Annotated in this window: 21 protein-coding genes; 18 read left to right on the plus strand and 3 right to left on the minus strand. The window is 59.6% G+C overall.

Going from position 1 to position 26,240, the window contains the following annotated elements; translation table 11 throughout:
- Positions 1–378: 378 nt before the first annotated feature.
- The 11 genes from OS035_RS12840 to OS035_RS12890 all read left to right on the plus strand — a co-directional run bounded on the left by OS035_RS12840 (position 379) and on the right by OS035_RS12890 (position 15,859).
- Complete coding sequence (locus OS035_RS12840; protein WP_097628990.1) at positions 379–993, plus strand: invasion associated locus B family protein; 615 nt, start codon at positions 379–381, stop codon at positions 991–993.
- A gap of 13 nt (positions 994–1,006) precedes the next feature.
- Complete coding sequence (locus tag OS035_RS12845; RefSeq protein WP_183778124.1) at positions 1,007–2,728, plus strand: ShlB/FhaC/HecB family hemolysin secretion/activation protein; 1,722 nt, start codon at positions 1,007–1,009, stop codon at positions 2,726–2,728.
- Positions 2,729–2,741: 13 nt separating this feature from the next.
- Positions 2,742–3,209, plus strand: a complete 468-nt coding sequence (locus OS035_RS12850) for a hypothetical protein (RefSeq protein ID WP_097628992.1) — start codon at positions 2,742–2,744, stop codon at positions 3,207–3,209.
- A gap of 44 nt (positions 3,210–3,253) precedes the next feature.
- Positions 3,254–3,808 (plus strand): hypothetical protein, encoded by a 555-nt coding sequence (locus tag OS035_RS12855; protein ID WP_097628993.1) that lies wholly within the window; start codon positions 3,254–3,256, stop codon positions 3,806–3,808.
- A 91-nt stretch (positions 3,809–3,899) separates the two neighbouring features.
- Positions 3,900–11,672 carry a hemagglutinin repeat-containing protein gene (locus tag OS035_RS12860; protein ID WP_222148552.1) on the plus strand — a complete coding sequence of 2,591 codons (7,773 nt, stop codon included), beginning with the start codon at positions 3,900–3,902 and terminating at the stop codon, positions 11,670–11,672.
- Between the two features lie 171 nt (positions 11,673–11,843).
- Positions 11,844–12,347, plus strand: coding sequence for a hypothetical protein (locus tag OS035_RS12865; protein ID WP_183778128.1), 504 nt, complete (start codon positions 11,844–11,846; stop codon positions 12,345–12,347).
- Positions 12,348–12,768: 421 nt separating this feature from the next.
- Positions 12,769–13,398 carry a hypothetical protein gene (locus OS035_RS12870; protein WP_097628996.1) on the plus strand — a complete coding sequence of 210 codons (630 nt, stop codon included), beginning with the start codon at positions 12,769–12,771 and terminating at the stop codon, positions 13,396–13,398.
- Between the two features lie 280 nt (positions 13,399–13,678).
- Positions 13,679–14,056 carry a hypothetical protein gene (locus tag OS035_RS12875; RefSeq protein ID WP_131710846.1) on the plus strand — a complete coding sequence of 126 codons (378 nt, stop codon included), beginning with the start codon at positions 13,679–13,681 and terminating at the stop codon, positions 14,054–14,056.
- 108 nt (positions 14,057–14,164) lie between these two features.
- Positions 14,165–15,103 (plus strand): hypothetical protein, encoded by a 939-nt coding sequence (locus OS035_RS12880; protein ID WP_245426869.1) that lies wholly within the window; start codon positions 14,165–14,167, stop codon positions 15,101–15,103.
- A gap of 167 nt (positions 15,104–15,270) precedes the next feature.
- Positions 15,271–15,522: a MafI family immunity protein gene (locus OS035_RS12885; protein WP_097628998.1), complete on the plus strand. Its 252-nt coding sequence runs from the start codon at positions 15,271–15,273 to the stop codon at positions 15,520–15,522.
- 22 nt (positions 15,523–15,544) lie between these two features.
- Positions 15,545–15,859 (plus strand): colicin, encoded by a 315-nt coding sequence (locus tag OS035_RS12890; protein WP_097588476.1) that lies wholly within the window; start codon positions 15,545–15,547, stop codon positions 15,857–15,859.
- Between the two features lie 68 nt (positions 15,860–15,927).
- Here OS035_RS12890 and OS035_RS12895 read toward each other — a convergent pair whose 3' ends face one another.
- The gene (locus OS035_RS12895; protein ID WP_097629000.1) at positions 15,928–16,512 is read right to left on the minus strand and encodes a DUF1349 domain-containing protein; all 585 of its coding nucleotides are present in this window, start codon (positions 16,510–16,512) and stop codon (positions 15,928–15,930) included.
- 227 nt (positions 16,513–16,739) lie between these two features.
- Between OS035_RS12895 and OS035_RS12900 the strand changes: the two genes are divergently transcribed.
- From OS035_RS12900 to OS035_RS12930, 7 genes are all read left to right on the plus strand, one after another.
- Positions 16,740–18,266: an ABC transporter substrate-binding protein gene (locus OS035_RS12900; protein WP_183778134.1), complete on the plus strand. Its 1,527-nt coding sequence runs from the start codon at positions 16,740–16,742 to the stop codon at positions 18,264–18,266.
- A gap of 81 nt (positions 18,267–18,347) precedes the next feature.
- Positions 18,348–19,289, plus strand: coding sequence for an ABC transporter permease (locus OS035_RS12905; RefSeq protein WP_165503881.1), 942 nt, complete (start codon positions 18,348–18,350; stop codon positions 19,287–19,289).
- A complete protein-coding gene (locus OS035_RS12910) occupies positions 19,289–20,158 on the plus strand; it encodes an ABC transporter permease (RefSeq protein ID WP_183778136.1) in 870 nt (289 codons plus the stop codon). The genes OS035_RS12905 and OS035_RS12910 overlap by 1 nt, the downstream gene beginning before the upstream one ends.
- A gap of 48 nt (positions 20,159–20,206) precedes the next feature.
- Positions 20,207–20,719 carry a RidA family protein gene (locus tag OS035_RS12915; RefSeq protein WP_041672209.1) on the plus strand — a complete coding sequence of 171 codons (513 nt, stop codon included), beginning with the start codon at positions 20,207–20,209 and terminating at the stop codon, positions 20,717–20,719.
- Positions 20,720–20,788: 69 nt separating this feature from the next.
- Positions 20,789–21,985 (plus strand): aminotransferase class V-fold PLP-dependent enzyme, encoded by a 1,197-nt coding sequence (locus tag OS035_RS12920; RefSeq protein ID WP_331813777.1) that lies wholly within the window; start codon positions 20,789–20,791, stop codon positions 21,983–21,985.
- Positions 21,986–22,006: 21 nt separating this feature from the next.
- Positions 22,007–23,842 carry an ABC transporter ATP-binding protein gene (locus OS035_RS12925; protein WP_331813778.1) on the plus strand — a complete coding sequence of 612 codons (1,836 nt, stop codon included), beginning with the start codon at positions 22,007–22,009 and terminating at the stop codon, positions 23,840–23,842.
- 79 nt (positions 23,843–23,921) lie between these two features.
- Positions 23,922–24,743, plus strand: a complete 822-nt coding sequence (locus OS035_RS12930) for a bifunctional allantoicase/(S)-ureidoglycine aminohydrolase (protein ID WP_331813779.1) — start codon at positions 23,922–23,924, stop codon at positions 24,741–24,743.
- Positions 24,744–24,936: 193 nt separating this feature from the next.
- Here OS035_RS12930 and OS035_RS12935 read toward each other — a convergent pair whose 3' ends face one another.
- Positions 24,937–25,227 carry a ribbon-helix-helix protein, CopG family gene (locus OS035_RS12935; protein WP_097629070.1) on the minus strand — a complete coding sequence of 97 codons (291 nt, stop codon included), beginning with the start codon at positions 25,225–25,227 and terminating at the stop codon, positions 24,937–24,939.
- Between the two features lie 150 nt (positions 25,228–25,377).
- The gene (locus tag OS035_RS12940) at positions 25,378–25,698 is read right to left on the minus strand and encodes a hypothetical protein (RefSeq protein WP_097629006.1); all 321 of its coding nucleotides are present in this window, start codon (positions 25,696–25,698) and stop codon (positions 25,378–25,380) included.
- Between the last annotated feature and the right edge of the window lie 542 nt (positions 25,699–26,240).

Consider the following 26,240-nt stretch of genomic DNA (forward strand, 5'->3'; position numbering starts at 1 on the left):
AGCCGGCGCCTTGGAATGTGTTTCTTCAAAATGAGTGCGGCTCATCTTTCGCAGATTTTTCTGGATGTCTGACGATGCGGAATTATTCATCCTATCCGATTATACGCCTGATTTTCAATAAAAACGAGCAGGTGACCAGCTTCGCGTAAGTTGCGCATCGTCTCATGTCCCTCGCCAAGCGGTTTTATTCGAATTTCGGAATCTGTTGGCGTTTTCGTTGCGAATGGGGTCTCGGGCAAACTGAGCGTAATCTCCCAGAACGCGAAATAAATACCTAACGCAAACTTTACCGTGCTGACACGTTAAGGTTGACCAAATTGCGGATTGTAGCGATATGACTTCCAACCCAAATAAAATCTTCCTGAAGTTGCATTTTAAATGAAGAAATTTTTGAAAAGCGGCATGAAGAGGGTCCTTTGGACGATCGCCCCCATTCTGATATCGATCGCCTGCGCGAGCCCATCCTTTTCGCAATCTCCTGATGGTCAAGAACCGGAACAGGCGCCGGCGCAACCTGCGCCGGCGATAAAATCGCAAAAATTCGACGACTGGTATTATCGCTGCACGGGTTCGGCAGGCACCGAGGCCTGCGAAGTCGCACAGGTGGCGCAAGTCACCAAGGACGGCAAACCCGTCAATATCCTGACGCTGGCGATATCCGCGCCGCCGGCGCCTGCCGCGCCTTCCGACAAAGGCAAGGGCAAGGCGCGGCTGATGCTGACCGCCCTTCTGCCGCTCAATGTTTTCCTGCCCTCGGGCCTGTCTATCAAGGCCGACGGCAAGCCCGTCGCCAAGCTCGATTACCGCAATTGCAACCAGACCGGATGCTGGGCGCAGCTGGCGCTGGATACCAAGATGACTGCGGCGCTGAAGAAGGGCGCGGCGGCCGAGGGGCTGGTGCGGCTGATGAACGGCCAGGACGTCAATATCCGCTTCTCGCTGAAGGGGCTGAAGCCGGCCCTCGACGAGCTTCAGTCCGTCGCCGCGAAGTAACCGAATTTCACCGATGACCATAGAAATTCGATACTTTCTGATTGCCGGCGCCGCCCTCGCAGTGGTGATCGCCCCCGCTTACGCGCAAACGCCTGCCGATGACTTCAGCCGCCGCCAGGAAGAGCAGTCGCAGACGCAGCGGCTGGATGCCCTGCGGCGCGCCACACCAGGCGGCGGCACGGATGCGGAAAACGGCGCTTTGCCCGCCGCACCGGGCAACGGCGCCTGTTTCGACATCGCGCGGGTCGAGATCGATGGGGCGAGCCTGCTGTCGGCCCAGGAGATCGGCAAGGTGACGGCGCCTTACGGCAACCGCTGCGTCGGCCTCGCCGAGATCAATGCGGTCCTGAGGGATGTCACGCATCTCTATATCGATCATGGCTATGTGACCTCGCGCGCCTATGTGCCGCAGCAGGATATCCGCACGACCAGGATCCTCCGTCTGCTGGTCGTCGAAGGCACGCTCTCCGACATCTATCTCAATGGCCGGAAAGTGGCCGGCAATGCTTCGCTGGCGACCGCCTTTCCCGGCCTGATCGGCCGCGTCGTCAATATCCGCGATATCGAGCAGGGGCTCGACCAGATGAACCGGCTGCAGGCCAACGACGCCAAATCGGCGATGCTACCCGGCCCGAAGGACGGAACCTCGATCCTCAACATCGAAAACCGTCCGGGCCGGCCCTGGCACGTCTCCTTCGGCAACAACAATATGGGGCAGGAGAGCACCGGCTTTTCCCGCAGCTCGGCATCGCTCGGCTACGATGACCTGCTCGGCATCAATGACCAGTGGAATTTCTCCTACGAGCACAGCGGCCCGAGCTATCCGTGGGAGAATGACGGAAATGGCTACGGCAACAGCTATTCCGGCAGCGTCAGCGTGCCCTACGGCTACTCCACCCTGTCGCTGAACGGCTCCTGGTACCAATATGAAAGTGCGGTCGAGGGAAACTTCAGCACGCTCGAAACCTCCGGCAATTCGGGGCAGGCCGGTCTCGGCATCGATCGCGTTATCTCTCGCGACAAGGATTCGATCACAACCGTCCGCAGCGGCCTGACCTACAAGCAGACCAACAACTTCCTGCTCGGCAATCTGATCGAGGTCGGCAGCCGCCGCTATACGGTCGGTGATATCGGCATTTCCCATTCCCGCCGCATGTTCGGCGGCATCTGGATGTTCGACGCCAGCCTCGACAAGGGGCTCCGTCTCTTCGATGCGGTGGACCCCGGCGATCCCGGCGCCGGCAACGCCGATCCGCGATTTTCGAAATTCAACGCCACCGTCAGCGTGACACAGCCGTTCCAGGCGGCCGGCCGGCAGTTCGAATTCACCTCGCTGCTCAGCGGTCAATATTCCCCGGACAATCTGCTCGGTGCCGAACAGATCTCTCTCGGCGGCTACGGCAATGTCCGCGGCACGCGCGAAGGCGTGCTCTTCGGCAACAACGGCATGTTCAGCCACAACGAGATCGTCTGGAGAACGAAGTCCAACGAAAGCGGCGGCGCGGCCGCCAAGGCATTCGGCGAACTGCGCCCCTATCTCGGCTTCGACTACGGCCATGTCTATGCGCAGAAACGCTTCGACATATCAGGCGGCAACCTCGCCGGCTGGACGGCCGGCATCCGCACCGTCGGCGGCAATATCAGCGCCGACCTCGGCTATTCCGACATTGTTGCAAGCAGCCTCGACGATGTCGACGGCGGGCTCTTTTATTTCAGCGCATCCGCTCATTGGTAACGAAAGCAGGACAATGACCACCCGCAGTATTTCGACGAACAAGCCCGCCAAAACCCTTTCAAGATCGACGGCGCTGATCCTTGCTCTTTCCATGTCGCTTGCCGGCTGCGCCGGGCGGGAGGCCCGTCCGGTCGCTTCGACCAACCCGTCCGACAGCGCCTTCGATTGCGCCGGCATCGCGCGTGAATTCGAGGCCAACGAGCGGCAGATCTCCTCGACGGTGAAGGAGCGCACCGATGCGCAGGGGAAGAACATCGTGCTTGGAGCGACCGGTGTGCTGCTGTTTCTGCCCGCGCTGTTTTTCATGGACCCGAAATCGCCTGAGAAGGTCGAGATCGATGCCTTGCGCAACAGGAACAATGTCCTGGCCAGCATCGCCAAATCGAAAGGCTGCCCGGCGCCGAAGTCTCAGCTGACCGAACTCTACAAGCATCTCGACAGCAAACCAAAGCCGGCCTCGTCGTCCAACAGCCGGAACTGAGCCCGCAGACGAACTGAACTCGTGAATGAACCCTGGAGTTGCTTATGCGTATCGTGCGTTTTCTAACCCTTCTCCTTTTGGCGGCGACCCTGGCGTCCTGCGTCACCACCAGGACAGATCCTCGGCTGATTGCCGCCCTGCAGCGGACGTCCGTGCGCGAGATCCGGATCGAGCTGGCTCCCGACGTCAAGACATTCGGTTTTGGCGACAAGCCCGACCAGCAGGTCTCCGACGCGGTTCGCACCCTCCAAGCCACGATGTCGAAGGAACTGATCGGCGTGCCGGGTGGCCCTAACAGGGGCAGGCTGGTCGTGACGCTGCATGTGTTCGACGTCACCACAAAGCAGGCCCGCATAATCGGTGGTCACGACAGCATGATCGACGGAACCGTTCGGCTGGAGGATGCCAAGACCGGGCAACTGATCGCCCAAGCGCAAAACATCCATGGCGAAGACCTCTCCATGCGCGGAAGCGGTTACGGCGTGATCATCGCAGTCGCGGTCAATGCTGCGACCACGTCCGGCGCGCCTGATGTCATGGCACAGCGCCTCTCCAAGTCCTTCACCCGCAATGTGAAGACCTGGCTCACCCAGAAATAACGAGACGAGGCGAGGCGCTGCCGGGGAAGGCAGCGCCGGCCGTGATTGATGTCGAGACAAAAACCAGTTGTGCGTTTGGAAAGACGAAACGATGCGTGAAAAAACCGGTCTTGGTTCGAATGGCAAGGGTCTTGGCTGCCGGCTCGGCAGGCTTGCCCATCGCTCGCTTGCGATGGTGCTCAGCGCGCTGCTGGTCCTCCAGCCGATGCTGGCCAACGCCCAGTCGGTCTCGGCCAGCACCACGGCGCCGACCGCCAACCAGCCGGGCGTCGGCACGGCGCCGAACGGCGTGCCGCTCATCGACATCGTCACGCCGAACAGCAAGGGCCTGTCGCATAACAAATACGACGATTTCAACGTCGGCACGCCGGGCCTCATCCTCAACAACTTCAAGGGCGAGGTCGGCAACTCCAATCTCGGCGGTGTCACGCCGGGCAACCCCAATCTCAACAGCTCCGGTCCGGCATCGGTCATCCTCAACGAGGTGATCAGCAGCAACCGCTCGGCATTGAACGGTGCGATCGAGGTGTTCGGCGGGAAAGCCGACGTCATCATCGCCAACCCGAACGGCATCACCTGCGACGGCTGCGGCTTCATCAACACGCCGCATGCGACGTTGACGACAGGCGCGCCTGATATCGGCGGCGACGGCAGGCTCAACGGCTTTACCGTCAAGGGCGGCGACGTCACCATCGGACCGAATGGTGGCAATTTCGCCGCCGGGCTTGGCGCGGTCGACCTCTTCGATATCGTCTCGCGCTCCGTGCACGTCAACGGCGCGGTCTACGGCAAAGACCTTCGCGTCACGGCTGGCCGTAATCAATTCGATTATGCTACCGGCGACGCCACGCCGCTTGCGGCGACATCAGGCACACCGGAATATGCGATCGACGGTTCGGCGCTCGGCGCCATGCAGGCCGACCGCATCAAGATCGTCGTCACCGAAAAGGGCGCCGGCGTGCGCATGCGCGGCGACATGGCCGCCAATGCCGGCGAGCTGTCTCTGTCTGCCGACGGCAAGATCTCGCTCGGCAACGTCTCTGGCCAGCAGGGCGTTTCGATCTCCTCGAAGGCGAAGGTGACGGCTTCCAAGGTCACGTCGAAGGCAAAGGTCGCCGTTCAAGCGGATCAGGGCATCACCCTCGATACGGTCGCCGCCGATGACGATATCCTGCTGTCGAGCGGCAGCGGGTTGTTGAGTGTCGGCGGCGAGGTCAACAGCGCCGCCAGCGTGCTGATGTCGTCTTCGGGCGGCATTGCTGCCGGCAGCGTCATGGCTGGGCAGATCCTTACCCTGTCCGCCACCTCGGGCGACATCCAGATTGCCGGTGCGGCAAAGAGCGGCGATGCACTGTCGATCACCGCGACATCAGGCTCGATCGCCGCGGCCTCGCTTGTCAGCGGCAACAATCTCACGCTTTCCGCCGGCGCCGACATCGCCGTATCGGGCGATGTCCTGGCTGAGGGCGACGTCACGGCTTCGGGTCGTTCGATCGCAGCCGCGACGATCGCCTCCGGCGTCGATCTCGCCGCCACCGCCCAATCCGCCAATGCCGCACTGGTGCTACAGCCGGCGGGCGACATAAGCCTTGCCGCCACGAATGGTTCGATCACCGTTTCCAACGCGCTGCTGAGCAGCGGCGATCTTTCGGCCAATGCCAGCCAGAATCTCGCCTATACCAAGCTGCAGAGCCTCGGCAGTGCCGATCTCTTCGCTGCCGGCCAGATCAGCTACGGCAATCCCACCAGCGCCAAGGGAAACCTGACGCTCACCACCACCACTATCGATCTCTCCAATGGCGGCGCAGGCAACATCGCTGCGGGCGGCACGCTGACGCTCAACGCCGATAGCGCCAATCTCAGCAATAACAGCATCACTCTCGGGGGGCTCACTCTCAATCTATCAGATGCTGCCGATCTCAGCGGCACCAGGATCAATGCCGTTACCAATGCCGGCGGTTCGGGCGACATCGACATCAACGCTTCCAGCCTCTCGACAACGGTCGGCACGGCGCTGCTCGCCGCCAACAACCTGACTCTGACGCTGCCGTCGCTGACCAATGCCGGGCAATTGGCTGCCGGCCACGATTTAACATTCAACATTTCCGACGATTTCACCAACAGCGCCACGGGCCTTGCCTATGCCGGTCACGACGCGGGCCTGTTCATCGGCGGGGTGCTCACGAACAATCAAGGCGCCATCCTCGCCGGCAATGATCTTGAGATTGCCGGGACGACATCGGGAGTAAGAAACACTGAAGTCACCAATATTTCCGGTCTGATCCAGGCTGGAAACGACATGTCCATCCTTACCAGCAATCTGACAAACGAGCGGGCTACTGCGCCGCAATGGACGACCGGGGTGCTGGTTTCGTCAGGCGTCGTCAGCGGCTTTACGCTCAATCCCGTCGCCGCCGGACTGCCTTTCGGCTACCTCGAGACCGCAGATCAGAACATGTACCAGCTCTATGCCGGCGTGGATCCGGGGCTGTGGCAGGATTATCAGCCTCTGCTCTGGTCGAAGGCGACGCTTGCCGACGGCACGACCTATCGTGCATGGACATGGATCTCGGCCGATGGACCCGAAAAGGTCGAGCCGATCATCGAATGGATCAGGGCCCGCGTGCCAAGGGACGCGAACGGTAATCCCGTTGTCGATCCCAACAATCCGTCGCGCTATTTCATCGTCGACGAGGTCAATTTCAGCGGCTCGGATGAAAGCACCACCTATAGCTGGGATTGGTCGTCCCACCTCAGCCAGTCGGTTTACGAAGACCGGTTGGTCGGCACGCTCAGCCCGGAAGCGACGATCCGCGCGAGCCGCAACCTTACTGTCGACGCCACGAATCTCACCAATGCCTACAGCTCGATCGAGGCCGGCGGCGACGCGACGCTGAAGGGCTCGACGCTGACCAATACCGGCGTCAGCCTTTTCCGCACGACGACGACGACCTGCCATGCCCAGGGTGCCTGCACCGCCTATAATGCCAACGGCACTGCCAATCCCTCGAAGAACATCGCCAACGGCTCGACCATCGTCAGCTCCGTCGAGGCGATCGGCGGCGTATCGGCCAACATCAAGGCCGGCGGTGCACTCTCCGTCGATTTCGGCAGCGTCAGCAACACATCGGCGGCCGGCTCGATGGCCGGCGGCGCCAGCGTCACGGCGGCAGGCAATCCCGGCGATCCGCTGTCGGCGCTCTCCGGCCTCACCGCCGGCGGTGCGCTGTTCAACGTCAATTCGGGACTCGGCGGTGCCGCCCTTGCGCCTCCCGCCAACCCGAAATCCGGCGGCTTCGGCGGCAAGATAGCCAACCAGACGTTCCTGTTCGAAACCCGCGCAGCCTACCTCGATGTCGGCACCTTCTATGGCTCCGGCTATTTCATGGACAAAATCGGCTATCAGCCGGAGACGACGGTTCCCTTCCTCGGAGATGCCTATTTCGAGAACCAACTGATCGACACGCAGTTGCGGCAGCTCGTCGGCGAAGGGCTCGGCAGAAGCACGTTCATCGCCGGCAACAGCGCCATCGAGCAGATGAAGACGCTGCTCGACAACGGTGCCACCTATGCCAAGGATCATGGCCTGGCCGTCGGCCAAGGCCTCACGCCTGAGCAGGCGGCGGCGCTGGCCGAGTCGATCGTCCTCTACCAATGGCAGACCGTCAACGGCGTCCAGGTGCTGGCTCCGGTCGTTTATGTTGCCGCCGCTGACCGACAGAAGCTTTCCGGCGGCGGCGCGGCCATGGCGGGCGGCTCGGTCAATATGAATGTCGGCAATCTCGACAATTCCGGCCTGATCGCGTCGGCTGGCGGCCTTACCGTCTCCGGCAGCTCCATCCAGGGCAGCGGCACGTTCCTGTCGCGCGGCGATACGGCGCTCAATGCCACCAACGGCATCACGCTCGCCGCCCAGACGATGACGATCGGCGGCCAGAACGTCGTCAATACCAATGCAGGCGTGACGGCAAGCGGCGCTCTGCAGCTTGCCGGCGGCAGCGGCGATCTGGCGCTGACGGGCGTCAAGGTCAATGCCACAGGCAACGCTTCGCTCACCGGTAAAAACGTAACGCTGGATGCGGCCAAGGTCGACAATAGTGGTCAACAAAATGCCACCGGCACTCAGATCGCCAGTGGTGGGGCCTTGACGATCAAGGCCACCGACAATGTCAACGTCATCGGCAGCTCCGCCAAGGCGGGCACGACGCTCGACGTGACTGCCGACAAGGGTTCGGTGGCCGTGGTGTCGACCGATGTCGCCCGCGACAATCAATCCGGCTACACCAAGACCCTCTCCACCGACCAGCAGCAATCGCAGCTATCCGCCGGCACCAATGCGACGATCAAGGCCGGCGACGACATCCTGCTCTCCGGTTCCTCCGTCAAGGCTGGCGGCAATGTCGCGCTCTCCGCAGGCGACGATATCAACATCACGGCCGCGCAGGAGCGCTCCGAGTCCTCCTTCGGTAAGAAGTCCGCCTCGTCGATCACCCATGTCGGCTCAGAGATATCGGCGGGCGGCGACCTCTCGGTGACGGCAGGCAGCGGCAGCGGCGATCACGACCTCAACATCGTCGGCAGCAAGCTCGCCGCCGACGGCAAGGTCGCTCTCAAGGCCGATGGTGACGTAACGATCGCCGAAGCCACCGACACCGCGACCCTCGACACCAAGCTCAGCATCAAGGGCGGTTTCCTCGGCAGCAGCGAGAAGACGACTACGCATCAGGAAACGACGACGGCCGTCGGTTCCGCCATCACAGGCGGTGGCGGCGTCGACATTGAATCCGGCAAGGACACGGTCATCTCGGCCTCGAAGATCGAAGCCGGCAATGAGGCCGGCGCCGCGAACCTGAACATCACCACCAAGGGCGACCTCATCATCGCCTCCGGCAAGGACACCAGCGCCAAGGATGACAAGGGCTCGCGCAGCGGCTTCCTGTCCAAAGGCTCATCCAGCTACAAGAGTTACGACGAAACGACGGTCGCTTCCGAACTCGGGGCATCCGGTAATATCAATCTGGATGCCGGCGGCGCTGCGGTGATCGCTGGCTCACAAGCGTATGCGGATGGTTCGATTTCCGTCAAGGGCGACAGCGTCTCGGTCATCGGTGCGGCCGAGCAGCATGAGCTTGAGATCACGCGCAAGAAGTCCGGCTTCGGGGTCGGCGGCGGTGGAGGCTTCATTTCGATCTACGGCAGCCAGCAGAACAGCGGCAAGCAGGCCTCCGAGCTCAACGTGGCATCGGTGCTTTCTGCCGGAACGGATGTCGCACTCAAGTCGCGCGATACCGACATCAACATCCTCGGCTCGCAGATCTATGCCGACCAGAACATCACCCTCGATGCTGCCCGCGACGTCAACATAACGCCGGGCGCCGAAAGCGCCTCGTCCGAGGAAAAGGAAAAACGCTCCGGCTTTGGCATTTCCTTCGGCTCGAGCAGCGGCGGCTTTTCCGTTGGTATCGGCCTGTCGTCGGTTTCTGACGCGACGAAGCAAGGCTCGCAGACCAACGCGATGGCCACGCTTTCCGCCGGCAACGACCTGACGATCACCGCCGGCCGCGACGCCAACCTGCAGGCCGCCAACGTCTCGGCCGAGGGCGATGTTGGGATCACTGCTGAACGCGACGTCAATCTGTTCTCGGCGCAAGATCAGACAAACTACGAACACCTGCATGAAGAGTTCTTCGCGGGTATCAGCCTGTCGGTCTCAACCTCCCTGGTGAGCGCGGCTGACAGCGTGAGCGTTGCGGCGCAGAAGCTTGCAAATATCTCTGATGGGTATTCCGCAGCTAACGCCGCCTTTGCCTCGCTCAAGGCCTATGATGCGCTCGACAAAATTGCAAAGGGTGGCAACGTCGGGTCGGCGTCGCTCACGGTAGGCTTCACTTATCAGAAGGAAAAGGAGGCGGCGCAAACCTCTGTTCCGGTCCTGACAGACATACGCGGAGGGCGGTCTGTAACGATCGAGGCAGTCTCCGGGGATCTCACGAGTCATGGAGCACAAATCGCTGCAGGTTACGATGCTGACGGCAATGTCGTCATCTCTGATAATGACAACGCGGGTGATATTACGCTGAAGGCCGGCAAGGATATCATCCTCGAAAGCGCACAGGCGACTGATAGCTCGTCGACGAGCAGCGCGTCAGGGGGCGCAAGCTTCGGCGTTTCCGCCGGCATCGGCATCAATGGTGTCAGCGGGGGACTGACGGGTGGCGCCGACGCATCGGTTGGCAAGTCCAACGCCAATGGAACCACTCAGGTCAATACTCACGTCAACGGCACTGGTGACATCATCCTTGAATCAGGAAACGATGCCCGTCTCGCGGGCGCGGTGGTTTCCGGTGACACGGTAACTGCCAATGTTGGCGGCGATCTAACCATCCTCTCCGTTCCCGACACCGGGGCAAGCTCCAACCACTCTGCCTCCGGTGGCTTCAGCTTGGGCGGAGGCCAACTCCTTTCCGGCGTGCAGATCGGCGGCGGCAGCGGCTCCGGCGAAACGAACTGGATCACCGAGCAGTCTGGCCTCGTTTCCACTGGCGCGATGGACGTCACGGTCGCCGGCAATACCCATCTGGGTGCCGGCAAGATCGTCTCCGAATCCGGCGACCTCATCCTCGATACCGGCACGCTGACCTATGACAACTTCGATGGCCGGATGAACTATGAAGGCTTCAGTGTCGACGTCGGCATCGATCTTTCCAGTGGCAAGGACGAGAACGGCAATTCCACCACCAACCACACGCTGGAGGGCTCCTACCAACTTGACGATACTCGCCAGACGGTTCGCGCCACGGTCGGCTCAGGTGACATTGTAATTCGCGATCAGGAACAGCAGGAAGCGCTCGAACATGACGGTACATCCTCGCGTCCTCTTGATGAACTCAACCGCGATCCCGACAAAGCTTACGAGATCACAAAAGATAAGCATGTGGATCTCGATTTTTATATGTCCAGCAACAGCTTGCAGGCCGTCGGGAACGGGATCAAGGAGGCGATCGAGCCAGGTGGCTTCATCGACAAGTACCTCCTGGACAAGGAACTGACTCCGGAAGAAGTTGCAAACATCAAGTCAGGCCTGGATGCGCTGGCGAATGGAGGATCTCTCGGAGGCTGCACCCAGCAACAGGGATTCAATCTGTTCGACCTGATTGTGACCCCGGCATATGCGGGCGATTTTTCCACAGATTGCACTATTCGTCAGCGGGACGGTCAACTCATTCATCTTGGCATCAAGTCTTATCAGGACTGCCAGGATGCCATCTACGCTTATCTGAATACGATGGACGCTGAAAAGCGTTCGGATATTCTCAGAAATGCCGGCTTTGCCTTCGTCGTCGACCACCCCCTCGACGTGGAAACCTGGGTGAAGGGCGACTGGCTCCTTGATGCGATCAAAAAACTCGATGGTGACGACCCGGATGGCGCGAATGCCGAGGCTTATGCCGAGGGCCAGAATGCGGCCGCACTGGTCGGCGAACAGCTAATCGGCGAGCGCTCGAAGATCTGGCAGGACACCTCGATTTCCTGGAGCGTCAGGATCGATCGGTTGGAGGCCACAGGGCTTGACATCAATGCGATCATTGCAACCGCGATGCTGGGTGGCGCTGCAGGAAAAGGACCCGTTTACAAGACCAACAGTGAGGCAAAAATTGCGGCTACTGCACTCGGATTTGTAAAGATTAACGACACAACACATGGCGGGCAGCCCGTGTTTAAAAAAGGGAACCTATATATTACACGAGACTTGGATGGCCATAACGGGGGCGCTTGGAAGATGGCAACGTCTATCAAGAATCTCGGCAGCAAAGCCACCCGACTTGGGACTTACGACACGAATCTAAACCGCATAGGTGATTGAAATGATCTCAAACGGCGTCGACGCTCAAAACTGGACGGAGAGAGGAAAAACTATTCGCGATTTAATAAAAGAGCTGCAGTCTTTCGAGGATCCAGAACTACTCGCGGAAATATCTATTGACGGAGGCAAAACCACCCGCCCCATCAGTTTCGTTGGGAAGGAAAATGGGAAATGTCTAATTGTCTATACGAAATGATCGAGCAGCCTACCCTTCTTGTCGCGACGTCGTGCGACTTCGTCCGGATGAACCCTTTTGGCAAGGTCATCGGCAGTTATTTTGATCCGGTTGCCGGTGAGAGAAACCGACGACAAAAGGAATCATTTCTATGGCTGCAAGAGAGTGCAAATTGTACCGTCGAGGCCACGACCCTGTCAGAAAAAACTGAATTACGCGTCCGGGTTTTGCTGGCTGTACAGCAGTCACTTCTAGGAAGCGTTAGCCCTAATTTACGAGCGGTAACGTGCTCTTGGAGCAGTTCAGATATTCAAGTACGCGCGATATTTGACTTGGCTGTAAGTGAAATCGACAAGGAAAACATGGGCGAGGTTGAGACAGAGATCATGTCTCATTTTCCTGACCAGGAGGTGGCTGTAAGCTGCACAAGGGTGGATGCCCCTGCAATAATTGGTGCCGATCAAAACGAGGTATTTGTCTTTAAGCGGCGCGAAGGTTAGGGGCACCACGCCCGAACAGGCGGCCGCGCTTGCGAGCCGATCGGAACTTAAAGATGAGGCCAAAACCGTTTTGCCGCGTGCGTTGTCTTACATCGCCACCGTGCTCCGTTTCCTCGGGGTCCAGAAACGTCCGTCTCATCAGCGTCGACAGCTTGGCGTTCGGAGAACAGGCCGCGAAAGACTCGATCGGGGCCGTCCGCGCTGGCGATCGGAGCGCATGCGAGCGGCTGGCGCCCCGAACGGCAGGGTCTGGTAGCCGCTCTTCATCTCGATTGCTTAGGACCAATCGTTGATGGTTCAGTTCACATCGTGACTTTTGTAATGGAGCAAAGCTTACCGAAACATGGGCGCAGCGACTTATGTGATGCGCCCACGCAGGAGAGGTCGTCTGTTTAAGGAATCGAAGCTGTGCATGAGAAGAATGAGCGATACCCTTCGGTTGCTACTGATGTCAGTCAATCTCGCGGGATATGGAGCATCAGATCGCTTCCTCGGTTTTTTTGAAAGAGACACCCGATATGAGCCGGGCATGGAAGAATCTGCGGTCGATTTCTTCATGCGATATTTCAGAAACGATCTGGAATATTTTTTGATTGCATCCTCGGTACACGCAAACTCCGACGAAGTTGGGCATTACGGCGATGCTGCGGATGACCAGCGAGACGCCAATTTAATAGAGGGCCTTGTGGGGGCTGGGCTTATCAAAGAATTTGGTTTTAAAGAACGATTTGGGTGTGATCCTAGTTCGCAGGAATATACTGAATCGGTCGAAAGGGAATGGGCGAATATTGCCCTGATGAAAGCGCATGATTTCCCTATCGAAAGTGTGAGATCTTTACTTGTCGCAAAGATGATTGCGTATGGACTGTACGGTCATTGCTTCATGATCTCACGCGATTGGAATCTGGCTTTTTATCCACACGATGATTTTGGTTTTGGCGTGATAGGCTTAACCGACAACGTAAATGTACAACTCGCGCACGATTTTTTGGCGCAGGCGGATCAATTGCCGGGCATGCATTCAATCATCAGGACGCCGCCCAGCAATTGAGCCGAGCTCTGAAAGTAAAAGAAGGCGGTCTCCAATGTGGCAGCACCAATGGTTGGTTCCTCTGCAAGGGCGAGAAGACGACCTGGACGGTGGTGAACAGGACGTTTTCTACGTTTATTGAGAGGTGTATCTCGAGATACTGCTGGCGCCCTCTCCGACCCAACCGAAAAGTATATTCAAATCCTCCGGATAAGCGCTGAGTTTCGCAGTGCCGGGGGCCGCCGATAAGCTTCCATCGGACAAGAAGCAAACTATGGATCGAGAATATGCAAGGACAATCGTGGACTACCTCTATGATGAAGGAGATAGGGATATAATATTCTTCGGGTTCATCATCGGTGTCGTTAGCTTCGACAGAGAGGATGCCCCATACGAAAAATCTGAAGCCGACAGATTTAACCACGCACTCCGGCTGGCAAATTTCCTGATTTCTGATGGAGATTTTAATCCTGGAAAATCCATCCGCCAGGAAAACGGTAACTTTAGAAAAACCTTATACGAAGGTGGATTTGAGGAGTTTCGTCAAGATTTAGAGATTTTATTTGATGGAGGTGGCATCGACAATATCGATCTCGTTGCCGGTCCTTGGTTGGTCAAAAACAACATTGGTAAGTCGGCGTCATCCGTCCCGGACCGCATTTCTCAATTATTTGGGTGACGCAACCATGGATAAGCCTTTGACCTTGCCCCGTTTAATTGAAGTAAGCTCTGGCCCGTTGTGAGGTGTGGATCGGGAAAAACACCTCAAGCTTGGGAAGCAGTCTAGTTGACCATCAAAGAATGCAACCCCGCCTCAGACGAAGGTGTTCAGAGGAACAAACCGGCCGCAACGCGGCTATATGCGATCCTTGCGCGGGGAGCGAGAACGGGTGTTATATTCCGTCGCGGCCCGAGCAAACATGTGCAGCTAATTCGTTGGGACCTGCGCAACGATATTTTTGAACATGGGCAATGGTTCAAGGGACGCATCTACGAACGACGCTGCGATCTTTCCCCGTCCGGCCGACTGCTGGTGTATTTCGCAGCGACAAATCGCGCGCCCTACGGAAGCTGGACAGCAATATCAAAGCCGCCATTCTTTACGGCGTTGGCCCTTTGGCCGAAAGGGGATGCCTGGGGCGGCGGCGGCATTTTCGAGGATGAGGAAACACTGCTTTTGAATCATTCCCCCGAGTGGGAGGCCAGCTTCAAACTCGCCGATGGATTTCGGCTAAAGCCGGGAATGCATGTCAAGCCGTGCGGGAACCGGCCAGGCCGCGGTGAGGACGAACCCATCAATGGCCTCCTGCGCGAGCGCGATGGTTGGCGAGTGGTAGAGATCGGTGAAGAGCAGTACTGCGGTTTGAATGCGCCTGCGATTTTTCGCTTTAGCCAGCCGCACGTTGAGGAAAAGGTCGGTTCTAACGGTCGGCGCCTCCAAATGATACTCCACGCGATCGGTCGCAGGCAAAAGGCGTGGTACGGCCTCGATTATCGTGTGATTGATCGCGACGGAACCCTGCTCATCGATCTGCCTGAGAGCGATTGGGCCGATTGGGACGGCGGCGACCTTGTGTTCGCCCGGGGTGGTTGCATCTACCGATTGTCGAAAAGCCAATTCCGATATTATGCCGACAAGCGCGAAGATGCCTTTCAGCGCCTGTATGATTTCAGCGACGCACGCTTTACCGCTGTAGCTCCCACGCGCGCTGCACTCCAATATTGATGGAGCAGGCGGTTCAAAAAAAGCCGAGATACTCGTTACCGGATGAAAGTTGAGTGGGTGGACAGCCGGTAAACGGTTTGTGTTTCGTGCAATGCCGAATTCCTCATGGATAGGTGAGTTGCTCGGATTATTTCATAGATTTAGCGCTCAAGCCCCGTGAGGTGCGTATGGAAGTTGAGAAACAGCTGATCAAGCTCATAGGTGATTTCACCGGACGCCTGCCCGAGGAATATATCGGCGAATACATATCCCTTGCGAAGCACAATGAGTGCGCAGTCGCATTGGAAAATCTATGCACGCAATTGTACGAGCATGACGTGGTGCCGGCTCCAGGGGAACTGATCACCATTCGGGAGCTAGCCGAGGAAATGAACCTGGAGGAGGATACATGGCACTTCCTCAGGCATTCGAATTCTTGAGCTCAGTGCAAGGGCGACAACAGTGAACAAACTTCCAAACTGGCTTGTCCTCAATATCTGGCGAAATCTACTGGGAGAGATTTACCCAGCGATTAGGGCCATCGCCGTCGAATTCGATGAAAAGGCTCTTCTCATAAGATATTACCTTGAGCGTGAGCCGACCGAGTTTGATATCGAAAGCGCGGAAGTATTATCCACAAACGTTTTCGCCTCTGCCGGACCGGAACTGATCGAACGTATCGATACGGAATGTTCCTACGCAACGCGGCTTTTCAAAGATTTGGACGCATTGTCTGGGTTTGTATATTGCCGTCGAGAATACGACATGCCCGAGTGAGGATGGCTGTGTCTCCTGTTCCAGGTGGTGCAGTCGGCATGAGGCGCTTGAATGCGTCACAGCGTTCCTCAACTCAAATCATGCAGATCCGTCGTAATCGCCGGCCCGATCGAAAATTCCGAAAACCGCACCGTCAATCCACTCCGCTCCGGCGTACAGGCGGTGGGCCCGACCTGGTATCTGTCGGCGATTGGGAAGGGCGCTAGCCGCAAGAGCGGCCAGAAGCTCCCGTCGTGCGAAGCCTGGATGCGCAGGGCGCCGGCCGCCAGGGTGACGCGGATGTGGAAGTCCTCGAGTTCCTTGAAGGGTTGCGACACCGACCAGTCGGACCTGCCGTCGGTGACGACGGTGCTGAGGAAGGCTTCGCCGTCGGTGAATTCGACGCCGGTCTTGACCCAGCGGTTCTCGTCGAGGCGCACCATCAGGCCGGCCTGGTCGTAGAGGGTGCGGAATTCGCCTTGTATGCGGATCTGGGCGGTGAAGCTCTCGGCCGTAGGGAAGGCGAGGAAGTGGCCGCTGTCGCGGGTGAAGCCGTAATAGGTCTCCCGCCAGAAATCGGTCTTCTCGCCTGTTGTCAGCGTCAGGCCGGTTGCGTCGGCCTGCCAGCTTTCCGGTTCGTTCAGCCATTTTCCGTCGTTGAAATCGATGCTCATTCCATCCTCGCTTTATTGAAGCCGTGGCGCTGCCGATTCTTCACGCCCGCATCATGCGCGAGCTTCGCGCAGGCGGCCAGCCGCACATGCGGTTCGGCGCTGTTTGCCGCTGCGACGCTCGTCTCACGACATAATCCACGGCTTCCGCTTGACACGATCATTTCATCTCTTATTCTGTTACAAAAACATGAATTACATAATTGTGGAACTTAACTGGGAGCTCTCATATGAAACCGCTTGTCGCATTCCTGCTCGGCACTGCGCTCGTCGCCCTGCCTTCGACCCTGCTTGCTGAGGAGAAGGGCGGCGTCATCAATGTCGCGACGATCGGCGAGCCGCCGACGCTCGATCCGATGTCGTCGACGGCCGATCTCGTCGGCATCGTTACGCAGCATATTTTCGAAACGCTCTATACGTTCGACAAGAGCTGGAACGTCACGCCGCTGCTGGCGGAAAGTCTGCCCGAGATCAGCGCCGACGGCAAAACCTATACGATCAAGCTCAGGACCGGCATCAAGTTCCACGACAATAGCGACATGACCTCGGACGATGTCGTCGCCTCGCTGAACCGCTGGATGAAGATTGCTTCGCGCGGCAAACAGGTGGCCGGCTTCATCGACAAGATCACCGCGACCGATCCTGCGACCGTGACGATTACGCTGAAGCAGCCCTATGCGCCACTGACCTCGCTGCTCGCCTTCAACAACTCGGCGGCGATCATCATCCCTGCCGAAAAGCAGGATGAGCCGATGAAGGAGTTCATCGGCACCGGCCCCTATATGCTGAAGGAGCGCAAGGCCGACCAGTATATCCAGCTCGTCCGCTTCGACGGCTACAAGTCCCGCGAAGGCGAGGGCGATGGTTATGGCGGCGCCCGCCATCAATATCTCGATGAAATCCGCTTCGTGCCGGTGCCGGATCCGAATACCCGCGTCGAGGCCGCCGTTTCCGGCCAATATGATTATGTCGATTCGATCCCGGTCGAATCCTACGACAAGCTGAAGGCCTCGACGGCCTCGCAGCCGGTCATGCTGAAGCCCTTCGGCTACCCGGTCTTCGTCTTCAACACGAAGGAGGGTGTTGCCGGGAATGTCGAGGTTCGCAAGGCGATCCGCCAGGCGCTCAGCATGGAAGACATGCTGGCCGCGGCTTTCGGCAGCAAGGACTTTTATGCGCTCGACGGCGCCATCTATCCGAAGACCTTTTCCTGGTCGACGGATGCCGGCGTCGAAGGCGCCTATAACGTCGCCGATCCGGAAGGGGCTGCCGCTGCCGCCAAGAAGGCCGGCTACAATGGCGAGCCGATCCGCATCCTGACCAGCCGCCAGTACGAATTTCACTACAAGATGGCGCAGGTCGCCGCCGAATATCTGAAGCTTGCCGGCTTCACCGTCGATATGCAGGTGGTGGACTGGGCGACGCTGACGCAGCGCCGCACCGATCCGAAGCTCTGGGATATCTACATCACCCACAGCCCCTTCCTGCCGGAGCCGGCGCTGATCGGCTCGCTCTCGACCAGTTCGCCCGGCTGGTGGGATACGCCGGCCCGCAAGGCCGCCGTCGATGCCTTCACCTCCGAGGTCGACCCGACGAAACGCGTGGCGCTCTGGGCCGATGTCCAGAAGGCTATCTATACAGACGCGCCCTTCATGAAGATCGGCGATTTCAACGCCGTCGCGGCAAAGTCGGTCAAGCTTGAAGGTGTCGATCCGGCCCCGTGGCCGTATTTCTGGAACGCTTCGATCAAGAAGTAAGCATCGCCGCCGGTGCCGGCCCTGCGGGGCTCGGCGCCGGTTTTTTCTGCTGCATCTGCAAGGGCTTGAAGGCCATCATTCATGATCCGCTACATCCTCCAGCGCTTCTTTGGCATGATCGTCGTGATGTTTCTCGTCGTCACGATCGTCTTCGTCATCGTGCGCGTGACGCCGGGCGACCCGGCCGCCGTCATGCTCGGGCCGGATGCGACGCCGCAGGATGTTGCCGATCTCCGCGCCCGGCTCGGCCTCGATCAATCCCTCAGTCTGCAATATCTCTATTATATCGGCCAGCTGCTGAAGGGTGATCTCGGCCAGTCGATCTTCCTCAACATGCCCGTCACCTCCGCTCTGCTCGACCGCGCCGAGCCGACCTTCTTCCTGACGCTGTTTTCGCTCGCCATCGCCAGCATCATCGCCTTGCCGATCGGCATCTACGCCGCCTATCGGCGCGGCTCCTTCGTCGACCAGGCGGCAACGACGCTGGCGATGTTTGCCGCCAGCATCCCGAGCTTCTGGCTCGGCCTCATCCTGATGCAGTTCTTCGCCGTCCGGCTCAACCTCTTCCCGGTCTCGGGCTATGGCGGCCCCGGCTCGACCTTCGCGGACCGAATGTATCACCTGACACTGCCGGCCTTTGCGCTCGGCATCGTCTCCTCGGCGCTGATCCTGCGCTTCACTCGCGCCTCGATGCTCGATGTGCTAGGCGACGACTATATCCGCACGGCGCGCGCCAAGGGGCTGGTCGAGCGCAAGGTCATCCTCAAGCACGCGCTGAAGAATGCGCTGATCCCGATCCTGACGGTGCTCGGCCTGACGGCGGCGGTGCTGATCTCAGGCGCCGTCGTCACCGAAACCGTTTTCGGCCTGCCGGGTGTCGGCAATCTCGTCGTCTCGGCGGTGCTGCGGCGCGATTACCCCGTCATCCAGGGGGCGCTGCTCGTCATCGCCGCCCTCTATGTGCTGATCAATTTTGCGATCGACATGCTCTATCTGTTGGTCGATCCGAGGGTGCGCTACTGATGGCCGATATCGCAATCAAATCAGCCGAGAGCGAAGGCAGCAAATTCGTCCGCCGTCTGCTCAAGCGCAAGACGGTGGCCTTCGGCCTGTTGATCCTGGCGATCTTCGTGCTGCTGGCGGTCTTCGCGCCTGTCGTCTCGCCCTATTCGCCCTCCAAGCTTTCCATCGTCAACCGGCTGAAGCCGCCGAGCGGCACCTTCTTCTTCGGCACGGACGAGTTCGGCCGCGACGTCTTCTCGCGGACGATCTTTGCCGGCCGCCTGTCGCTGCTCGTCGGCGTTGCGGTCGTCAGCCTGTCGGCGGTGATCGGCGTGACGCTCGGCCTGCTTGCCGGCTTTTTCCAGAAGCTCGATACGCCGATCGCCCGGCTGATCGATGCGATGATGGCATTCCCGGATATTCTGCTGGCGATCGCCCTCGTCGCCGCGCTCGGCCCGTCCTTGACCACTGTGATCATCGCCCTGTCGATCGTCTATGCGCCGCGTCTGGCCCGCATCGTCCGCGCCTCGACCCTCGTCATCCGCGAGCTGCCTTATGTCGAGGCGGCGAGGGCGCTCGGCATTTCCACTTTCCACATCATGACCCGGCACGTGCTGCGCAACCTGCTGTCGCCGATCCTGGTGCAGGCGACGTTCCTCTTCGCCAGCGCGATGCTTGCCGAAGCCGGTCTGTCTTTCCTCGGCCTCGGTGTCAGCCCGGAAATTCCGACCTGGGGAACGATGATTGCAGCCGGCCGCCAATATATCGGCCAGGCCGACTGGATGACGCTGTTTCCCGGTGTCGCCATCATCCTCTCGGTGCTGTCGCTGCAGATGGTCGGCGACGGCCTCAGGGACATGCTCGATCCAAGACTTCGCAAGGACCTTTAATCCGCTGGCCAGACGTCGGCCAATCGAAATTCGCCTAATCCAATTCGCATGACAGGAGTTTGCGTGAATCAGTTTCCCAACGCCGCCGGCAAGGTTGAGAATTCGCCTTACCAACGGTTAGCCGCCCTCGGCATCAAGCTGCCGCCGCCGCCGCCGCCGATCGCCAATTTCGTGACGCATGTGGTGGAGGGCAATATGCTCTACCTCTCCGGCCAGGGGCCGCGCGAGGCAGACGGCTTCCTGCACGCCGGCAAAGTCGGCGCTAATGTCGGTGTCGATGAGGCTTACCGGCATGCACGGCTGACCGGCATCAATCTGCTCGCCGTCATGCATGATGCGCTCGGCGATCTCTCCCGCGTCAAGCGGGTGGTCAAGCTTCTCGGCATGGTCAATGCCGTGCCTGAGTTCGAGGATCATCCGAGTGTCATCAACGGCTGCTCGGATCTGCTGATTGCCGTCTTCGGCGCGGCCGGCGAACATGCCCGCTCGGCCGTCGGCTTCGGCTCGCTGCCCGGCAACATCACCGTTGAAATCGAGGCGATCGTCGCCTTGAATGGCTGACGAGAGCTTTCATATTCGGAGCAGCGTCCACCATGGCCCGTTGCTCGACTGAGACTTCTGGAGACCTTCATGCCCAATGACATCAGACCTTCGCTCGGCCTTCGCCCCGTCATCAACGTATCCGGCACGATGACCAGCCTCGGCGCGTCGATCGTCGTGCCGGAGGCGATCGAAGCGATGGCATCGATCCTGCCGCATTTCGTCGAGATAAACGACCTGCAGCGCAAGGCAAGCGCCGTCATCGCCCGCCTGACCGGCGGCGAGGCCGGCTTCGTCACCGCCTCCTGCTCGGCCGGAATTTCGCTGGCCGTCGCCGGCGCGATCACCGGCAATAACCTGCTGGCGATCGAGAAGCTGCCGGATGCCGTGTCCGAAAAGAACGAGGTGCTGGTGCAGATGGGCCATGTGGTGAGCTACGGCGCGCCGGTCGACCAGGCGATCCGGCTTGCCGGCGGCAAGGTCGTGCTTGTGGGACAGGCGACCTCGACGCATCGCTTCCACATGGAAAAGGCGATCACCGACAAGACTGCCGCGGCCGTCTATGTCGTCTCCCACCATGTCGTCGATTACGGCCTGCTGAACCTCAAGGAATTCGTCGAGATCGCCCATGCCAGGGGCGTGCCGGTGATTGTCGATGCGGCCTCAGAATATGACCTGAAGATCTTCCTGGAGCAGGGGGCCGATATCGCCCTTTACTCCGGCCACAAGTTCCTCGGCGGCCCGACCTCGGGCATCGTTGCCGGCCGGAAGGAGCTGGTGCGTCATGCCTTTCTGCAGAACATGGGCATCGGCCGCGGCATGAAGGTCGGCAAGGAGAGCATCTTCGGCGTCATGGCGGCCCTCGAAGCCTGGGAAAAGCGCGATCATGCCGGCATCCGCGAGCGCGAGACCGGCTCGCTCACCCTGTGGAAGCGCACACTCGACGGCCGTCCCGGCGTCACCGCGCTGATCGAGCCCGATCCGACCAACAATCCGCTCGACCGGCTGCGTCTTATCGTCGATTCCGAGCAGGCCCATATCACCGCCTGGGATCTGGCCGATGCGCTGGCGAGGGGCAACCCGCCGATCATCGTACGCGACCATGAGGTGGAGCACCGCTATTTCTATCTCGACCCGTGCAACCTGCATCCGGGCCAGGATGTCATCGTTGCAAACCGCCTGGCTGAGGAACTCGACAAGGCGCGCGCCTCCAACGAGATCATCGCAACCCCGATCGAAAACCGCAGCCGGCACCGCTTCGACGGCGTGCTGCGCTGGCCGGATTGAGCCGCAAAGGAACCGACTGACATGGGCAGCGTCCAAGCACAATCGATCGCTTCAGCCAGCACCGTTCTTTCCGTCGAGGGGCTGACGACGTCCTTTCTGGTCGAGGGCGCCTGGAAACCGGTGGTGCGCGATGTCTCCTTCACCGTCGCACCCGGTGAAACCGTGGCGATCGTCGGTGAATCCGGCTCGGGCAAGAGCGTCACCTCGCTCTCGATCATGCGGCTGCTGCAGCCGGACATGAGCCGCATCGAAGGCCGCGTCATGCTCGGTGGGCGCGACTTGCTGGCCTTGCCGGAACAGGCCATGCGGCAGGTGCGCGGCAACGAGGTGGCGATGATCTTCCAGGAGCCGATGACCTCGCTCAATCCGCTCTTCACCATTGGCGATCAGATTTCCGAAGCGCTGCTCTGCCATTCCGATATGAGCCGGACCGATGCCAGGGCCGAGACGATCAGGCTGCTGGAAAAAGTCCGCATCCCCTCTGCCGCCTCGCGCTTCGACGAATATCCGCATCGTTTCTCCGGCGGCATGCGCCAGCGGGTGATGATCGCCATGGCGCTCGCCAGCCGGCCGAAACTCTTGATCGCCGACGAGCCGACGACGGCCCTCGACGTGACGATCCAGGGCCAGATCCTCGATCTCATCAAGATGCTGCAGGAAGAGGAGGGGACCTCCGTCCTCTTCATTACCCATGACATGGGTGTCGTCGCCGAGATCGCCGATCGGACGGTGGTGATGTATCGCGGGGAACAGGTGGAAAGCGGTGCCACCGCCGATATTTTCCACCGCGGCAAACACCCTTATACCAGGGCGCTGCTGTCGGCCGTGCCGGTGCTCGGCTCGATGCAGGGCCGCCGGCGGCCGCTGCGTTTTCCCGTGGTCAATACGGCGACAGGCGAATCGGACATACCGGCTGAGGCCGCCGATACCGTCGCCGCGACGCCGGTCTTGCAGGTGAAGAACCTCACCAAGCGTTTCGATATCCATTCCGGCCTGTTCGGCCGGCTGACCAGCCGCGTGCATGCGGTCGAAAACGTCTCCTTCGATCTTCATGCCGGCGAGACGCTGTCGCTCGTCGGTGAGTCCGGCTGCGGTAAATCGACGACGGGCCGCGCCATCATGCGTCTCATCGAGCCGCAGGCGGGTTCCGTTCTCGTCGAGGGCAGGGAGGTGCTCGGCCTCGACAGGAAGGATCTGCGCGAGATGCGCAAATCCGTGCAGATGATCTTCCAGGATCCGTTCGCCAGCCTCAATCCGCGCATGACGGTGGGTGCAGCGATCGCAGAGCCCTATCTCGAGCACCGGATGGGCAGCGCAAGAGAGGCGAGGGAGGTCGTCGCCGATCTGCTGGTCAAGGTCGGGCTCTCCCCGGACATGGCGGCGCGTTATCCGCATGAATTTTCCGGCGGCCAGCGCCAGCGCATCTGCATCGCCCGGGCGCTTGCCCTGCAGCCGAAGGTCATCGTCGCCGATGAAAGCGTGTCGGCGCTCGACGTGTCGATCAAGGCGCAGGTCATCAACCTGATGCTCGACCTGCAGCAGAGCCTCAACCTCGCCTTCCTGTTCATCTCGCACGACATGGCGGTGGTCGAGCGCGTCAGCCACCGGGTGGCGGTGATGTATCTCGGCGAGATCGTCGAGATCGGCCCGCGCGCCGCCGTCTTCGAAAATCCGCAGCATGCCTATACCAAGAAGCTCATCGCCGCCGTGCCCGTGCCGGATCCCGATCGGCGCCACGAAAAACGCATGGTGGCGAATGACGAAATCAAGAGCCCGATGCGTGCCGTGGACTACCAGCCTCCGGCCACCTTGTATCGTGAAGTCGGGCCGGGCCATCTGGTGATGGCCGACCGGTAACGAAAGGCGTTGGGAGTTGCTTAACCGGCCGGCGGCGCATAAAGCAGATGCAGAGACATCTGCCCGGAAAGCCGCATCAATGGACAAGACAGAGTATTTTTCGAAGCTCGGCGGTTTGCCGCCGCAGACCCAGTTGCTTTCCGGCAGGGCCGTTTTCACCACGGCTTACGCGGTCATCCCCCGCGGCGTCATGAGCGATATCGTCACCAGCCTCCTGCCGCATTGGACGGGAACGCGGGCATGGGTTCTCTCCCGTCCGCTTTCCGGCTTCTCCGAGACCTTCTCGCAATATGTGATGGAGGTTCAGCCGGGTGGCGGAAGCGACCGGCCGGAGCCGGACAAGCGGGCCGAAGCGGTGCTCTTCGTCGTCGAAGGCGGCATGACGGTGGAACTCGAAGGTGTCAGCCATACGCTGCGCGCCGGCTCCTTCGTCTATATCCCCGCCGGTTCGGCCTGGCGTCTGAAGAATGACGGCTCGGCTGCTGTAATCTTCCACTGGGTCCGCAAGGCCTTTCAGGAGGTCGACGGGCTGGAGCCGCCGCCGGCGATCGTCACCCATGACGACGACCATCCGATCCGGGCCATGCCCGACACCGACGGCCGCTGGGGCACGACCCGCTTCATCGATCCGGCCGATGTGCGCTACGACATGCACGTCAATATCGTCACGCTGGAGCCGGGCGCGGTGATCCCCTTCATGGAAACCCATGTCATGGAGCACGGGCTCTATGTGCTCGAGGGCAAGGCGGTCTATCGCCTCAACCAGGACTGGGTCGAGGTCGAGGCCGGCGATTTCATGTGGCTGCGCGCCTTCTGCCCGCAGGCCTGCTACGCCGGCGGCCCCGGCCGGTTCCGCTACCTGCTCTACAAGGACGTCAACCGGCATGTGAAGCTCTGGTAGCGTCGGTCGCCGGAACTTAGTTCCGCAAGCAACGACGATAAAGCCTTGTGTTCGGGGCCAAGCGGACGCCGGTTCAAATACGAAGTTACAGGGATTATCGTTTCATGCCGCCGACGCGACACATCTGATAAGTTAGTGTAAAGGGCGTCTAAAACTCTGTCGCGATTCCATGTCGAGCTCAGACGTGGCAAGGTTATGCCGATCCGCCCAACTCGCCATCCTCGTCCAGCACATGCCCGGACAGGAAGCTGTTCTTTACCATCCACTCCCTGATGATGTATCTCATCACGTCTTCCCGTGTTTGCCCGAGTTCGCCGGCGAGGTCCCGCAAGACTTCATCAACATCGTCTTCCATAGAAACAGTCGTCGCATTGCGCAGCCGGAGTGCCGCTCGCCGAAGCATAATCTGCAGATCAGAACGCGGGATGTCCGCGATCCGGTCCGCTGCATCCTGGAGAAGCGTGGCGGCGTCGGACGATGTCATCATTGTGCGCTTCCCTACGTTCCTCACCAACCGCATGCGCTAAAGGTGCCGCCTGTCTCTTTGGAGAGCGGAATCTGTCGGAAATCGCGCGCTTGATAAAAGCGACTGTCGAAAGATGACCGAGACTGGATGAGGTTTGCGAGAAGTAACTTAACGAGTCTGCTCAGGCGCCGGTAGGCGACTGACCACAACGACTGGTCCGATTCCTTGTATCAGTTTGCGATTCTTTTCGAACTCCGCGGAGGATTTCGAGGACAGTGGTGCTTTTCCAAAGTGCCGGCTGAGTTCGATAGTAAGGGCGGCGGGCGAGGTCATTCCATCATTGTAAAGCTTGAACAGCAATTTGACGGCGATGTTGTAACATTTGGGATCTTCGAGGCTACTTGTGCAATCGTATCCTGCGTTGTCGAGTACGCCCTGCAATATAGCCATGTCAGAGGTCCGAACAGACATGTGGAGATTGGAAGACATGCTGCCCTCCTTAATTTTGGGGCGAAGGGAACCGTCAGCCTCCACGCAGTAGCGCCCGGGTAAAAAGCTACTGAAGATCTATCCTGCGCCTAATCAATGCGGCTGGCAAATTAAATATTTGGGATGAACAGAAAGCGATCAAGATTGTGCTTTGCAATGCGTCGCGGACATTTAAAAATACTTATAAATTTCCTGCTTCTACGTGACTAGCGGTCGGTTGCCGCTCTGTTTGCCGTCCTTGTTCAGGCCTGCAGGACGCAACGCGCTCTCGATCACGTCCTGAATTGCGTTCGAAGCCATCTCATCTCTCGCGCATATCTGGATCTTTTCTGCCGCGTCATCCGGTCTGACGCGTATTTCGAAGGATGGGCGGCGAGATCTCTTTCATTTAATCATGTTGGTCCGCGCAATAGGGCCACTTACCACATGTGTGCCGCCCGGCCTCCGAATGAACTCGGTGCAAGGAAGATTCCGTCAGCCTTTACTCAAGCCGGAGCAATGGTGCTATCACCCGACAGCATGCCGGCAATCGCGCCTGTAAT

This window comes from Rhizobium sp. 268 (assembly GCF_036571585.1).
Classification (GTDB): domain Bacteria; phylum Pseudomonadota; class Alphaproteobacteria; order Rhizobiales; family Rhizobiaceae; genus Rhizobium; species Rhizobium redzepovicii.